Source organism: Mycobacterium sp. Panama NTM2 (genome assembly GCF_054355555.1).
The window spans coordinates 333,259-346,713 of sequence record NZ_CM135953.1; the positions used below are offsets into that span (position 1 = coordinate 333,259).

Here is a 13,455-nt window from a genome sequence, read left to right on the forward strand (position 1 = left end):
TCGTGGGCGTCTAACGGTGCTTTGCCCGAACGTCGTGCGAATTATGGTGCGATAATCCGGTCGTGGACGAATGGGATTCGGCGATCGTGGCCGCGCTGCAGGCAGATGGTCGGCGCAGCAATCGGGACTTGGCGGCCCAGATCGGGCTGTCCCCGTCGACCACGCTCGAGCGGGTGCGCGCGCTGCGCGAGCGCGGCGTCCTCAGTGGCGTGCACTACACCGTCGACCTGGCTGCGCTGGGCCGGCCGGTACAGGCGATGATCACCGTGCGGTTGCGCCCGCAGTCCCGCCAGGTCGTGCAGGGCTTCCGTGATTTCGTCCGGCAGTTGCCCGAGACACTGCAGGTGTTCGTCACCACCGGCGCCGAGGATCTCATCGTCCACGTCGCCGTGGCGTCGACCGAAGCGTTGCGCGACTTCGTGCTCGACTCGCTGACCGGACGCCGTGAGGTGGCCGGCGTCCGCAGCGAGGTGGTCTTCGAACACGTGCGCAACCCTGTGATCACACCGGCGCGATGAGCTCTCAGGCGTCGACGGGATTCACGCGGCTGACGATCAGCGGATCGGCCGGGGTGAAGGGGAACTTTGGGAGGTCGTCGACGTCAGTCTGGAATGTCGCGGCCAGCACCTCGCGGCTGTAGGCGCTCGCGGAGGCTTTGTAGCCGATGTCGGCGGGGAAGGGCTGGTCGAAGAAGATCAGGAAGTGCCACGGGTCGGTGCCGATGTTCTCGATGTGGTGCGGGTAGGCGCGCGGGATGAAATACATGTCGCCGGCGGACATCGTCCACGTGTTGAGGCGGCCATCGGGGGTCATCATCGTCATCCGGGCCTTGCCGTGCCGCACGTACCCCATCTCGGCGGTCACCGGGTGCCAGTGTGGTTCGCGCATACCGTCTTCGGTGACGCGCAGGCTGTACATCGAGATGTCCTTCAGAGCCGGCCAGAATTGATCGCGAGCAAAGCGTGCGTTGCCGCTGGCGTAGTTCAGCCCGGGAGCCTGCGCCTCGACGTCGAACTTGTGTGGATCACTGAAGTACGCCGAGGCGGGGATCTCCGGGTCGCCGGTGCGGCCGGCGAGCTTGTGGTCGACGGTGCTGCGCCGGAGTGCCGAGAAGTCCGCGGCGGGCAGGTCGTACGTGTTGCCCAGCACGGCATCGGTGAACGCCCCGAAGGTCGCTCCGAGGCCGAAGTCCTCGGGGCGCTCACTCCGGAACGCGATGATGAACTCCGCGGTCTCCTCGCCGATGTTCTCGATGTGATGCAGTGCGCCGGAGTCGATGTGGAACATCTGGCCGGCGGTGACGATGAAGTTGGCGAACCGGCTGTGGTCGTCGAGCACGGAGACCAGCGCGGTGCCCGCGACGCAGTAGGTGAGTTCGTTCGCGTTGGCGTGCCAGTGCGGAGTGCGCATCGCACCCGGCGCGAGCACCACCCGCTTGATCGAGAGATTCTCGAGCACAGGGAGGTTGTCTGCGGTGACCCGCCGCATGGAGCCGAAGTCGTTCTCCTCGACGATCTCCCCGTCGTGCAGCGATGTGGTGAACGGTGCCACTCCTGGAAGGGTGCTCATGATGGTGTCCTCCTGCGTCGGTGAGCGTGCGACACCTACTGTCACCGATGAGACGGCTTCTGTCATGGAAGCTGCCCGCCAGCATGATTACCGCTAGCCGGAAGATCAGCCGTCCGAGCGGTACAGACGCGGGTCGCCGAGCTGATCGATCAACGCGCCGAGCTGCGCCGCCAGTTCGGCGGGAGTGATCCGCAACTCTCCGAACAGCCAGGCGCTCAATGTCTGTGCCACCCCGCCGACCACGAAATGCGCTGCCGTGGCGATTCTTTCGTTGTCATCCAGCTGTAACGCGGCCCGCGCATGCCGGCCGGAGAGCAGGGCGAACAGTGCGCCGGACTCCGCTCGCTTGCGTACCACCACGGGATTGGTCAGGTGGACGCTGAACAGCAGGCGCCCCACCCGGGCATCCTCGGACACCACCCGGACGATGTTCGCCATCGCGGCGTGGGTCTGTTCTGTGGGCACCGCGGCCGCCATCGCCGCCTCGGTGGTGCTGGCGATGTCGGCGACGACCTGGTCGAACAGTGCGGCGACGAAGGCGTCCTTGTCGGCGAAGCTCTCGTAGAAGTACCGGGCCGCGAGCCCCGAGCGGGCGCACAGCGCGCGCACCGTGAGCTCGGCGGGCACAGGTGTGCCGCCGAGCAGGTCGAGACCCGCTTCGAGGAGACGGCGGCGTCGCTGGGCCATCCGTTGCGACGCGTCGACGCCGCGATACGGACGGACCTGAGCCATACCCCATCTTGACACCCGCCCGGCTCGGCAACACAATCAGGAAACGCACGTTCGCAACTTTGGGCGGCGGCGCGAGAGGAGCGGTCCGTGGCGGTACAGGACTCACCGGCAGCGTCGTCGTCGGGAAGTGCTTCGGAAAGCACGAAGCCCGACGAGGGGATGCTGGGGCTGGGGCTGCTGGCCGGCCCCGCGAACGTGATCATGCAATTGGCCAGGCCGGGCGTCGGCTACGGCGTCCTGGAGAGCCGCGTCGAAAGTGGTCGGGTCGACCTGCACCCGTTCAAGCGAGCCAGGACCACGTTCACGTACCTGGCGGTCTCCACCAATGGCACCGAGGCGCAGAAGGATGCGTTCCGGCGTGCGGTGAACCGCGCTCACGCGCAGGTCTATTCGCTCGAGGACAGCCCTGTCGCCTACAACGCCTTCGACAAGGACCTCCAGCTGTGGGTGGGGGCCTGCCTGTACAAGGGTGTGGTCGACGTGTACCGCCTCTTCGTCGGCGACATGGACGCCGAGACCGAGGCGAGACTCTTCGAGCAGGGCCGCAAACTCGGCACGATGCTGCAGGTGCCCGAGGACATGTGGCCGGCCGATCCGGCGGCCTTCGATCGGTACTGGCAGGAGTCGCTGGACAAGGTGCACATCGACGACACCGTTCGCGAGTACCTGTACCCGATCGCGGTGTCCCGGGTGCGCGGGGTCCGGCTGCCCGGGCCGCTGCAGCGCCTGGCCGAGCAGGCGGCGTTGCTGATCACCACCGGCTTCCTGCCGCAACGATTCCGCGACGAGATGCAGTTGAGCTGGGATGCCAAGCAGCAGAAGCGGTTCGACCGAATCATCCGGGTACTGCGGGTGGCCAACATGTGCTCGCCCCGCGTCGTGCGGCAATTCCCGTTCAACCTGTTGCTCGCCGATGTCGACTGGCGCATCCGAACGGGACGGCCGCTGGTCTGAGGTCTGGTCAGTCGAACATGACCGGGCCGAGGAAGCGCGTCATGCGCCGCAGGTAGTCCGGCTGGCTGACGTGCAACACGTGGTTGCCGGGGAACCAGTGGAAATCGCAGCGGTCCCAGTGGTTCCACAGCATCTCGGCCTGCTCCGGAGGTGCGAGCCGGTCCCCGAGGCCGGCGATGATCAGTCGTCGTTCCTTGGCCGGGAGGGGGCGGTAGTTCAGTGGCGAGGAGTACATGGTCGCCGCGTCGATCAACCCGCTGTCCGCCCCAGAGAGCCAATTCCGCAGTGCGACCACCTTGTTCGCCGGCAACCACTCGTCGACGGTGCGATCGGGCGTCACCACGGGAACGTTGGGGATCACGGCCTGGATGCGGTCATCGACGCTGGCGATCAGCGCCGAGGTGTACCCACCGAGCGACATGCCCGTCAACGCGATGCGATCGACACCGGTGTACTCGAGATAGTCCAGTATCGACCGGAAGTCGTGGACCGCCTGGGCCATCGCCTCGCAGAAGCCGGAGAACCCGTGTGCGAAATAGCCGTGTCCGCTGAACGGTGAGTACTGCTCGGCGCGGCGGCCGTGGAACGGCAGTGTGTACAGCATGACGTCGTAGCCGGAACGGTAGAACCACGGAAGTGCGAAGAAGAGCCCATTGAACAGGTAGGCCGACCCCATGAACCCGTGGATCAGACAGAGAGTCGGGCGGGGGCCGTCGTCGTGGCGCCAGTGCTGTGCATGGACGACGTTGTTGCGGGTGAAACCGGCACACTGCTCGCGCAGCGCCGGGTTGACGGCGGTGAAGCTGCTGGCGAATCGGATGTTGCGGACGTTGCCGTGGGCCACCCATTCCGCCACCGGATTGGCCGGCCGGGACGACACCCGCGGCGGTGACTCCGGGGCCGGGAACGCGACGGTCGGGTCCTGCATCGCGGCGAGCTCGGCATAGAACTCCAGCTGTTCCTGTTCGGCCGCCGAGCGTGCCCCCCGCAGCGCGCCGACAACCGACGGCGTCATGGTCACACTGAGCAGCGACGCGATCGAGGTCCGCAGGGCGAGGTCGGCGACCGCGGAGGAATCGACGATCAGCCGCTGCCGCAGCGTGAGGTCCATTCGGCGGGGCAGGCCGCGCGCCGTGGCGTCGGCGCCAGGCACATCGGGCACCGGTAGCGGTAACTCGTCGGGCTCCTCGGTCGCGACGACGGATTCCACGGTTGCCAATCTAGCCGCCCGCGCCTGCCAGACTGGCCACATGTGGAATCCCGAGGTCTATCTGGCCTACGCCGACCACCGGGGCCGGCCGTTCTACGATCTGACCTCGCGCGTGGCCGCGACGGCGCCGCGGCGAGTGGTCGACCTGGGCTGCGGTCCGGGGAATCTGACGCAGACACTGACCACTCGCTGGCCCGGCGCGACGATCGAAGCGTGGGACTCGTCGCCGGAGATGGTTGCCGCAGCACGCGAGCGAGGGGTGGCCGCCGAGGTCGGTGACGTGCGGGATTGGGCGCCGGCCCCCGACACCGACGTCCTCATCAGCAACGCGACGCTGCAGTGGGTGCCCGAACACCCCGAGTTGATCGTGCGGTGGGCCACTCACCTGCCGCGCGGCGCGTGGCTCGCGTTTCAGGTGCCCGGCAACTTCGACGCGCCGTCGCATCGCGCGGTCCGTGACCTCGCCGCCCAGCCGCAGTGGGCAGAACTGTTGCGTGACTTCCCGTTTCGGAGTGCTGACGTGGTCGAGTCACCGCAGACGTATGCTGGTCTGCTGCGCGATGCAGGCGCCACCACGGATGCCTGGGAGACCACCTACGTCCACGAGCTGACCGGTGAGCATCCGGTGCTGGACTGGATTCACGGCACCGCGCTGCGGCCGGTGCGCAGCGCGCTGAGCGGCGGGCAGTGGGAGCAGTTCCGCTCCGAATTGGCGCCGGTGCTCGCCGAGGCCTATCCGCAGCGGGCTGACGGCACCACGTTTTTCCCGTTCCGGCGGATCTTCGTGGTGGCGCAGGTGGGTCAGCGGCGCTGATCCAGCAGGGCGATGACCTGCGCGACGAGGGCGTCGATATCCGCGCCGGTCGTGTCCAGCACCAGGTCGGCGTCCTCGGGCGGCTCGTACGGGGCATCCACGCCGGTCAGACCCTTCAGTTCGCCGGCGCGGGCCCTCGCGTACAACCCCTTGGGGTCCCGCTTCTCGCACTCCTCCCGCGGAGTCGCGACGTAGACCTCGATGAACGGCAGCTTCGCCGCGTCGTTGAGCGCTCGTGCGATCTCCCGATCGGACTTCAACGGGGAGACCAGCGATGCCAGCGCGACCACGCCGGCGTCGGCGAACAGTCGCGTGAGATGACCCACGCGGCGGATGTTCTCGGCCCGGTCACCCGCCGAGAAACCCAGGTCGTCCGAGAGCCCATGGCGGATGTTGTCGCCGTCGAGCAGGTAGGCGACCTGCCCGGCATCGACGAGCGCTCGTTCGACGGCGACCGCGATGGTCGACTTGCCCGAGGCGGGGAGCCCGGTGAACCAGATCGTCGCACCGCGTTGCCCCGTGGCCGCCCGGCGGTACTCCCTCTCCAACGATGAGGGATGCCAACGGATGTCGTTACGCGTCTGCTCGCCCGGCTTCACTTCGCGCGGCTCGGTGATGGTGCCTGCGCCCACCGTGTCGTTGGTGGTCTCGTCGATCAGGATGAACGCGCCGCTGTCCCGGTTGTCGGCGTAGCTGTCGGCGACCACAACGGAGCTGGTGCGCAGGGTGACCGCCCCGATGTCGTTGAGCGCCAACTCCACCGGGTTGTCGAGATCGTCCAGGGTCTCGGGGTCGAGCCGTGAATGCAGAGCCTGCACCGTGGCGCGGACGGTGCGGGTGCCCTGCTTCAACGCGAAACGGTCACCGGCCCGCATCGGGGTGTCGCGGAACCAGCAGATCGTGGCGTCGAGTTCTCGGGCCAGGACGGGCACCACCGCGTCGTCGTCGCCGCTGACGAAGACATCGCCGCGACCGACGTCGATGTCGTCGGCCAGCTCGATCGACACCGAGAGCGGCGCAACCGCAACAGGACGATCATCGTCGAGGGTGTCGACCACGGTCACGGTGGACCGCGTGCCGGCCGGCAGGCTGACGATCGAGTCACCCACCTGGAGGGTGCCGCCCGAGAGCCGGCCAGTGTAGCGGCGGCGTTGCTCGGCCGTGGGCCGCGACACCCACTGCACAGGCAGCCGCAGCTTGCGCGATTCCGGTTGCGGCGCCGACAGTTCCACCGATTCGAGGTACTCGAGCAGCGTGGGCCCCTCGTACCAGCCGGTGCGGTCCGAGCGGTGCACGACGTTGTCGCCGTGCTTGGCGGCGATCGGGATCACGGTCAGATCAGCGCCGCCCAGTCGCGCCGTCACCGTACGCAGCTGGCGGTCGACCTCTCCGAAGCGTTCCCGGTCGAAATCCACGAGATCGATCTTGTTCACTGCGGCCACGAAGTGTTTGATGCCCAACAGATTTGCGATGCGTGCGTGCCGATTGGTCTGCCGCAGCACCCCGGCCCTGGCGTCGACCAGCAACACCGCGACATGGGCGTTGGAGGCCCCGGTGAACATGTTGCGGGTGTAGCGCTCGTGGCCGGGGGTGTCGGCGAGGATGTAGCTGCGGGTGTCGGTCGAGAAGAACCGGTAGGCGACGTCGATCGTGATGCCCTGCTCGCGCTCGGCGCGCAGCCCGTCGGACAGCGCCGCCAGGTCGGCCACACCCTCCTCGTCGGTGACCGCCTCGAGATGATCCAACGGCAGGCTGTCCGTGTCGTGCAGGAGCCTGCCGATCAGGGTGCTCTTGCCGTCGTCGACCGATCCCGCGGTGGTGATCCGCAGCAGCTGCCGAGTCTTGCCCATCAGAAATACCCCTCGCGCTTGCGGTCTTCCATCGCCGCGGCCGACGTCCTGTCGTCCGCCCGGGTCTCGCCCCGCTCGGAGACAGTGGCTGCGGAGATTTCGCCGATCACCCCGTCGATCGTGGTCGCATGGGATCGGACGGCACCGGTGATCGTCAGGTCGCCGACCGTGCGGTAGCGCACCCACTCGAGCGCGGCGGTCTCACCGTCGGCGGGCCGGGCGTAGTCAGAGACCGCCAGCAGGATTCCGTCGCGTTCGAACACCTCGCGTTCGTGCGCGAAGTAGATCGACGGGAGCTCGAGATCCTCCAGCGCGATGTAGCGCCAGATGTCGAGTTCCGTCCAGTTGCTCAGCGGGAACACACGCACCTGCTCGCCCCGGCGGATCCTGCCGTTGTAGAGCGACCACGGTTCCGGTCGTTGTGCTCGGGGATCCCATTGCCCGAACTCGTCGCGGAAACTCAGGATGCGCTCCTTGGCGCGGGCACGTTCCTCGTCGCGCCGCGCTCCACCGAACGCTGCGTCGAAGCCACCCGCCTCCAATGCATCGAGCAGTGTGCGGGTCTGCTGGCGGTTCCGTGAGGCGCCAGGACCCGGATCGGGTACTCGACCCGCGTCGATCGATTCCTGGACCGAAGCCACGATCAGCTTGTGACCCTGGCCCGTGACGCGCCGATCCCGGAACTCGATGACCTCGTCGAAATTGTGCCCCGTGTCGACGTGCATCACCGGAAACGGCAGCGGACCAGGTCGAAAAGCCTTCTCCGCCAACCGCAACAGCACGATGGAGTCCTTGCCCGCGGAGAACAGGAGGACCGGACGCTCGAGCTCGGCCACCACCTCGCGGATGATGTGCACGGCCTCGGCTTCCAGCAGCCTCAGCTCATCGACGTGCACGGTGTCGTAGGTGTCGGCGGTGCTCATGTCGGCAGACCGTTCTTCTCCGCGTCGGCGCGGTAGCGGTCCACCCATTCATCGGAGCGCTGATCGGCTTGGCGCTCCAACACCGGTGGCGGTGCCAGGCGCGGGTCCTGTCCGACCGCCTCCAGTACTGCGGCCACCACCTGGGTGAGGTTGCGCCACAGCACCGGATAGGACACGTCCATCGGCGCGATGCCCTCCTCGGCGAACCAGGATCGCCAGCCCTCCTCCTGGGCGCGCAGCATCGTCACCACATGCGCGATCGCGCCGGCGTGGTATTCGGCGCGCGCGTCGCGCACCGGGTCGGGCTGGCCGCGCCACACCCTGGTCTGCACCGCTCGCCAGAAGGACACCGCCTGTGACACGACGTCCGGCCGGTAGACGTGGATGAGGACGGGATCGGTGCCGATCACGTCGCGCAGCGCCGCGAGCAGTCCGGTGCCCGACCGATCGGGCAGACCCTCGGCGCGGTGCAACAGCAGCGGCGTCTGATTCCACATGAGCTTGCCACCCCAGATGCCGTTCGGCGTGCGCCCGACCGTGCGGATGTAGTCGCGCCAGATCTCCGGCGGTGCCAGATCGGGCTTGCCTTCGTCGAGCGGGTCGAGCAGGCGCAGGATCGACTCGTCTGTCACGCCCTCGAACCATTGCCGCGGCTGCGGCGATTGGCTGGTGGTCGGCAGGTACTGGAAGAACTCACCCGGCTCGCCGGCCACGCCGGTCGCACGCAGCGATTCGACGAGCAAGGTGCTGCCACTGCGCTGGGAGGCCAACACCAGGTAGGCGGTCGGGGCGGACATGGCCGTGAGCTTAGCCGTCATCGTCGCAGGTGAAACCACCTGCGCAAAGGATCACGGTGAGCTTAAGTCTTGTCCTGTCTGCTCGTCCTCTGCAATGCCGCGCTCGGCGGCAACCGCTGCGCGACTGGGCAATTGAACATCCTGTACCAGCAGATAGGTCTCCGTGTAGCGCGCCGCGATGCGCGTACCCGCGAAGTCGGAGGGGATGACGTCGCCGACGCTCTGGCGCCAGTCGTTGAGCAGCAGTGCCAGCTCGGTGCCGACGGCCTCCGCCTCGTCCGTCGGATGTGCGACGAGCAGATTGTGGGATTCTCCTGGATCGGCTGCGAGGTCGTACAGCTCGCGCTGCGGCCGTGGTGAATCGATCAGCGGTTGGACGGCCCGACCCGGTGCACTGTCGGCGATGTCCCATGGCAGGTCCAAAAGTGCTCGCGATGCGTAGTTTTCGATATAGCTGAAGCGCTTGGTCCGGACGGCGCGGATCGGATCGAAGGAGTCGTGGTACGTCTTCGTCGTGTAGACCGCGGTGCGCACGGGATCGGGGTGCTGTCTGTTCGTCACCAGATGTGGTGCGTGCGAACATCCTTCGACCTCGGGTGGGATACCGATATCGAGGAGCTCCAGCACCGTGGGCAGCAGGTCGACCCCGCTGAACAACTCGTCATAGACCCGCGGCGGCAGGTTCGCGTCCCGGGGTGGCCGCATGATCAGCGCGATGCCGGTCCCGGCGCCGTACAGGGTGGACTTCGCGCGGGGCAGAGCCGGTCCGTGATCGGTGACGAACACCACCCACGTGGTCCGGTCGAGACCGGTTGCGGTGAGGGCGTCCAGGAGTCGGCCGACAGCTGCATCGGCGACCGCGATGGAACCGTAGAAATCCGCCAGATCCTGACGCACCGCTGCGGTGTCGGGCAGGCACTCCGGAACCGTCACCGAACTCGGATCGGCGGGGTCGTAGCGATCGTGGGGGTAGGGCCGGTGGGTCTCGAAGAACCCGGTAGTGAGCAGGAACGGCTCGTCCGGCGGATCGGCCAGCCATTCGATCGCCTTCTCCACGACGTACTCGCAGTACGAGTTCGACACGTCGAACTCGTCGAATCCGAGCCGCGACGGGAACGATGTCTCATGCTGCATACCGAAAAGCGCGCTGTAGTAACCACTTTCGGACAGAATCTGCGGCAGGGTGCGCACCCCCGGCCGGTACTCCCAGCCGTGGTGGGCCAGCCCGACCAAACCGTTGCTCTGCGGATACCTGCCGGTGAACAGCGAACCCCGCGAGGGTGAGCACAGCGGGGCGGTGGCGTAGGCGTCGGTGAACAGGATCCCGTCGCGGGCCAGCGCGTCGAGGCACGGGCTGGACACATCCGAGTGCCCGTAACTGCCGAGATACCGGCCCAGATCATGCCAGTGCACGAGCAGAACGTTGTCCCGCCGGCCTTCACTCACAACTGCATCCTCTCGAGATCCGCTCCCACGCGCCGTCCGCGCCAACGGTAACGACAAAACGCCGAGAACGAGGTGGCCACGCGGTAGCGTCGGTGAGGCGGTGAGGGGAGACGTCCATGAGAGCGACGATCGTTGCGGTGACGACCGGACTTCTGAGCGCGTCGTTGTCGTGTCTGGGAGTGGCGACGTCTGCGCCGGCCAGTGCCGGCTGCATCTACGGCGGCGGATACATCAGCAAGTGCGACGAACCCCTCCAGCCGGACGGTAGCTGGCAGCGATGCGTCGGGATCGCCTCGGTGGTGCCCAGCGGCTTCGGCACGCATCTGGTCCCGGTGAAACAGTGCGCGGTCATGGGCCCCGGTCGCCCCGGTGGAGACCCGGCGTTCAACGACCCGCCGATGCACATCGACGGCTGAGGGCTACGGGTCGTACGGCACGCCGACCGCCCGGAACACGAACTCCGGCGGCACGTCGTAGGCCAGTGACCGGCGGGGCAACCGCGCCAGCACGTCGGCGGGCAGGTCTTCCTTGTAGTGCAGCGACAGCTCACCCGAGCAACGCGCATCGACCGCGGCCACGTCGACATCGAGGGTCAATCCGTGTTCGTCGAAGGTCGCGGTGACCGCGCCGGTCTGCGGCGCGTCCCAGCGCAGATCCATCGTGCGTCCGGCCAGCTTGGGTACCGACGACAGAGTTGCCAGCGCCCGCTGCTCGGTCAACACCAACGACCCGACGTAGCTGGCGATGCTGCCCGCCGAACGCAGGCCGGGCACGGCACCCCGGAACCGCCGCGTCACCGCCACGTACTCGGCGATGAACACGATCCCCTCGGCCTCGACCTCGGTGCGCAGCTCCCGCGGAAGCTTGCCGATGCGAAGCAACTTGCGCAGGAACACGGCCATGCACGCACGGTAGCTCAGTGGATATCCGGCGACGCGTGGTACTTGTGGTCGGATGGACGTGCGCAGAGGGCTGCTGGCCGGATCGGCCGTGGTCGCGCTCGGTGTCTTCGTCGCGATGCTGCTCGGATACCGCCTCGGCTGGGCACCGCTGACGCGCGTCGACGACGCCGCACTGGACGCCACCTTGCGGATCGGCGAACGGCACCCCGGCTGGGTCACGTTCTGGGACGTGTATTGCACACTGCTCGGTCCGACGGCCTTCCGTCTGGTGACCCTGGTGGTGATCGCCATCGCCTTCGCGCGTCGACGGCTGACGGTCGCCGTGTTCCTGATCGTCAGCGTCGAGCTGTCCGGCCTGGTCATCGAGGTCGCCAAGAGGCTGGTCGACCGGCCACGACCATCCACCGCGCTGGTGCACGCCGCATCGTCGTCGTTCCCGTCCGGGCACGCGTTGGGTGTCATGGTCGCAGTGATCGCGCTGCTCACGGTGTCGCTACCGCTCGTGCCCGCCGCTCGACGGCCGTGGTTGATCGTGGTCGGGGTCGCGGTGGTCGTCTCGATCGGGGTGGGCCGCGTCGTCCTCAACGTGCACCATCCGTCCGACGTGATCGCCGGGTGGGCGCTCGGCTACGCCTATGTGGTGTTCTGCCTACTGGTGGCGGGGCCGGTGCGCCCTGTCAGGGAGCCGGTCGAAATACCGGAAGTGAGCGGTACCGCACGCTGAAGCTGGCCTCGGTGACCTCGGTGCCGACCTCCCCGTCGAGCGCGAGCACCGTCGGTCCGTCGACGGACTCGAAAGCGAACTCAGGCACCCGGAGTTCGCGGTAGAGCGGGCTGCGCGTCAGGCGTCCGAACAACAGCGCGACGAGGATTCGCCACTTCGCGAGCGGCCGGCCCGTCTCCAAGATGCGGATGTCGATGAGCCCGTCGTCCATCCGTGTCCGCCGCGCCGGCGCGAAACCGGACGGCAGATAGATCGAATTGCCGAGGAAGAACAGCGACGTCTGCAACGTCTGGTTGTCGTACCGGATGCGCACAGGCTGGTCGCGGCGCAGTGTGTGGAACATGGCGTAGATCCCGGCCAGCGGCTTGCCGATCTTGTGTTCCAGCTTCTCGCGGGTCTGGACGAACTGCGGGTAGGCGCCGATGCTGGCCGTGTTGACCACCATCTGCTTCTCGTTCAGGCACACGATGTCCACGCAGGACACGGTGCCGTTCTGGATGGCGGCCACGGTCTTGGCCGTGCTGTCGCAGCCGATGTCCTTGGCGAAGTGGTTGAACGTGCCCGCCGGCAGCACCGCCAGCGGCACTCCTTCTTCCAGAGCGATGCTCGCCGCGACCGCCACCGTGCCGTCCCCGCCGCCGACGGCGAGGACCTCCGAACGCTGGGCGGCCGAGCGGAACACGGCGGGTACGTCGTCGTCTTCGGCCAACTCGACGATCTCCGCCTCCGGCAGGGTCGCGCGAACTTCGTCGAGCACCCGGGCCCCGGTGCCGCTCCCCGACGCGGGATTTACCACCACGGTCACCCCAGCTCCGCGCGGCCGGGCCGGCGCGTCCACGCGCAGAGGAGCCGCTCCGGGCAGCCGCTCCTCGACGATCGGCGGTACCACGCGGGCTCCCAGCACGGCGATGCCTGCACCGAGGCCCAGGCCCGCCAGCACGTCACCGGGGTAATGCGCACCGACCGCGATGCGCGACATGCCGACCAGCCCGGCCAGCAGGGCGAGCCCGAGGCCCACCGGCGCGTTCTCCAGGCCGACCCCCACCGCGAACGCCGCGGCGCTGGCTGAGTGGCCCGACGGCAGCGAATTCGAGGTGGGCGCCCGCCGCGTCTGCCGTGCCAGCGGCACCAGCAGGCGGCTCGGCCGGTCCCTGCGCCACACCCTCTTGGCGCCCTGATTGGTGACCAGGCTCGTCACCCCGAGCGTGAGCACACCGCGCATCGCGCCGCGCTTGACCGACGGGTTGCCGAACACGGCCAGGCCGGCGGCGATGCCGAACCACAGCTTGGAATGGTCGGCCGCCCTGGTCAGACGCGGCATGACGGCATCGATCAGTGGGCTCGGAGACTCCGCGATGGCCTCGAAGACCTCGCGGTCCAGCGTTCCCAGCCCCCGGCCGATCTGAGTGATGCCACGGTGTCGAGGCCGCCGCAGACGTGCGGGCAGTAGGTCCATCACGCCAACGTAGCCGAGACACTCCGGGGGCAAACCTCGCGGACTGCGACCCGATCGTGTCCGAATCTTGATCCCGAA

14 protein-coding genes are annotated in these 13,455 nt (G+C 67.8%); 5 read left to right on the forward strand and 9 right to left on the reverse strand.

The window, feature by feature from the left end; all coding sequences use genetic code 11:
• The first annotated feature begins 62 nt into the window (after positions 1-62).
• On the forward strand, positions 63-518 hold the full coding sequence (locus ACXYX3_RS01625) for an Lrp/AsnC family transcriptional regulator (RefSeq protein WP_458609882.1): 456 nt from the start codon (positions 63-65) through the stop codon (positions 516-518).
• Between the two features lie 4 nt (positions 519-522).
• Here ACXYX3_RS01625 and ACXYX3_RS01630 read toward each other — a convergent pair whose 3' ends face one another.
• Together ACXYX3_RS01630 and ACXYX3_RS01635 are read right to left on the reverse strand one after the other, a co-directional pair.
• Positions 523-1,569: a cupin domain-containing protein gene (locus ACXYX3_RS01630; RefSeq protein ID WP_458609883.1), complete on the reverse strand. Its 1,047-nt coding sequence runs from the start codon at positions 1,567-1,569 to the stop codon at positions 523-525.
• A 105-nt stretch (positions 1,570-1,674) separates the two neighbouring features.
• Complete coding sequence (locus tag ACXYX3_RS01635; RefSeq protein ID WP_241207805.1) at positions 1,675-2,301, reverse strand: TetR/AcrR family transcriptional regulator; 627 nt, start codon at positions 2,299-2,301, stop codon at positions 1,675-1,677.
• A gap of 87 nt (positions 2,302-2,388) precedes the next feature.
• Here ACXYX3_RS01635 and ACXYX3_RS01640 point away from each other — a divergent pair, with 87 nt between their 5' ends.
• Entirely contained in the window at positions 2,389-3,255 is an 867-nt protein-coding gene (locus ACXYX3_RS01640) for an oxygenase MpaB family protein (RefSeq protein ID WP_458609884.1), read from the forward strand.
• A 7-nt stretch (positions 3,256-3,262) separates the two neighbouring features.
• Here ACXYX3_RS01640 and ACXYX3_RS01645 read toward each other — a convergent pair whose 3' ends face one another.
• Positions 3,263-4,465 (reverse strand): alpha/beta hydrolase family protein, encoded by a 1,203-nt coding sequence (locus ACXYX3_RS01645; RefSeq protein WP_458609885.1) that lies wholly within the window; start codon positions 4,463-4,465, stop codon positions 3,263-3,265.
• A 40-nt stretch (positions 4,466-4,505) separates the two neighbouring features.
• Between ACXYX3_RS01645 and ACXYX3_RS01650 the strand changes: the two genes are divergently transcribed.
• Positions 4,506-5,279 (forward strand): trans-aconitate 2-methyltransferase, encoded by a 774-nt coding sequence (locus ACXYX3_RS01650; protein ID WP_458609886.1) that lies wholly within the window; start codon positions 4,506-4,508, stop codon positions 5,277-5,279.
• Here the strand turns inward: ACXYX3_RS01650 and cysC are convergent.
• From cysC to ACXYX3_RS01670, 4 genes are read right to left on the reverse strand one after another with little or no spacing between them, the layout of a single operon-like run.
• The gene (gene cysC / locus ACXYX3_RS01655; RefSeq protein WP_458609887.1) at positions 5,267-7,129 is read right to left on the reverse strand and encodes an adenylyl-sulfate kinase; all 1,863 of its coding nucleotides are present in this window, start codon (positions 7,127-7,129) and stop codon (positions 5,267-5,269) included. The genes ACXYX3_RS01650 and cysC overlap by 13 nt on opposite strands.
• Positions 7,129-8,052 carry a sulfate adenylyltransferase subunit CysD gene (gene cysD / locus ACXYX3_RS01660; protein WP_458609888.1) on the reverse strand — a complete coding sequence of 308 codons (924 nt, stop codon included), beginning with the start codon at positions 8,050-8,052 and terminating at the stop codon, positions 7,129-7,131. Before cysD ends, cysC begins: the two co-directional genes overlap by 1 nt.
• Positions 8,049-8,849 (reverse strand): trehalose 2-sulfotransferase, encoded by an 801-nt coding sequence (stf0, locus tag ACXYX3_RS01665; RefSeq protein ID WP_241207811.1) that lies wholly within the window; start codon positions 8,847-8,849, stop codon positions 8,049-8,051. The genes cysD and stf0 overlap by 4 nt, the downstream gene beginning before the upstream one ends.
• A gap of 51 nt (positions 8,850-8,900) precedes the next feature.
• On the reverse strand, positions 8,901-10,295 hold the full coding sequence (locus tag ACXYX3_RS01670; protein ID WP_458609889.1) for a sulfatase family protein: 1,395 nt from the start codon (positions 10,293-10,295) through the stop codon (positions 8,901-8,903).
• Positions 10,296-10,411: 116 nt separating this feature from the next.
• Between ACXYX3_RS01670 and ACXYX3_RS01675 the strand changes: the two genes are divergently transcribed.
• Positions 10,412-10,711: a CDGP domain-containing protein gene (locus ACXYX3_RS01675; protein ID WP_241207813.1), complete on the forward strand. Its 300-nt coding sequence runs from the start codon at positions 10,412-10,414 to the stop codon at positions 10,709-10,711.
• A gap of 3 nt (positions 10,712-10,714) precedes the next feature.
• On the opposite strand, the gene ACXYX3_RS01680 is transcribed toward ACXYX3_RS01675, so the two are convergent.
• Positions 10,715-11,197, reverse strand: coding sequence for a hypothetical protein (locus tag ACXYX3_RS01680; protein ID WP_241207814.1), 483 nt, complete (start codon positions 11,195-11,197; stop codon positions 10,715-10,717).
• A gap of 52 nt (positions 11,198-11,249) precedes the next feature.
• Between ACXYX3_RS01680 and ACXYX3_RS01685 the strand changes: the two genes are divergently transcribed.
• On the forward strand, positions 11,250-11,921 hold the full coding sequence (locus tag ACXYX3_RS01685) for a phosphatase PAP2 family protein (protein WP_458609890.1): 672 nt from the start codon (positions 11,250-11,252) through the stop codon (positions 11,919-11,921).
• Here ACXYX3_RS01685 and ACXYX3_RS01690 read toward each other — a convergent pair.
• Entirely contained in the window at positions 11,875-13,377 is a 1,503-nt protein-coding gene (locus tag ACXYX3_RS01690) for a bifunctional phosphatase PAP2/diacylglycerol kinase family protein (RefSeq protein ID WP_458609891.1), read from the reverse strand. The genes ACXYX3_RS01685 and ACXYX3_RS01690 overlap by 47 nt on opposite strands.
• Positions 13,378-13,455: the final 78 nt, after the last annotated feature.

What these genes read in the sequence shown, in the direction of transcription:
- ACXYX3_RS01635 (WP_241207805.1), bottom strand. Translation starts at nt 2,301, where the DNA reads ATGGCTCAGGTCCGTCCGTATCGCGGCGTCGACGCGTCGCAACGGATG.
- ACXYX3_RS01685 (WP_458609890.1), top strand. Translation starts at nt 11,250, where the DNA reads ATGGACGTGCGCAGAGGGCTGCTGGCCGGATCGGCCGTGGTCGCGCTC.
- ACXYX3_RS01650 (WP_458609886.1), top strand. Translation starts at nt 4,506, where the DNA reads ATGTGGAATCCCGAGGTCTATCTGGCCTACGCCGACCACCGGGGCCGG.
- cysC (WP_458609887.1), bottom strand. Translation starts at nt 7,129, where the DNA reads ATGGGCAAGACTCGGCAGCTGCTGCGGATCACCACCGCGGGATCGGTC.
- stf0 (WP_241207811.1), bottom strand. Translation starts at nt 8,849, where the DNA reads ATGTCCGCCCCGACCGCCTACCTGGTGTTGGCCTCCCAGCGCAGTGGC.
- ACXYX3_RS01630 (WP_458609883.1), bottom strand. Translation starts at nt 1,569, where the DNA reads ATGAGCACCCTTCCAGGAGTGGCACCGTTCACCACATCGCTGCACGAC.
- cysD (WP_458609888.1), bottom strand. Translation starts at nt 8,052, where the DNA reads ATGAGCACCGCCGACACCTACGACACCGTGCACGTCGATGAGCTGAGG.
- ACXYX3_RS01675 (WP_241207813.1), top strand. Translation starts at nt 10,412, where the DNA reads ATGAGAGCGACGATCGTTGCGGTGACGACCGGACTTCTGAGCGCGTCG.
- ACXYX3_RS01690 (WP_458609891.1), bottom strand. Translation starts at nt 13,377, where the DNA reads ATGGACCTACTGCCCGCACGTCTGCGGCGGCCTCGACACCGTGGCATC.
- ACXYX3_RS01680 (WP_241207814.1), bottom strand. Translation starts at nt 11,197, where the DNA reads ATGGCCGTGTTCCTGCGCAAGTTGCTTCGCATCGGCAAGCTTCCGCGG.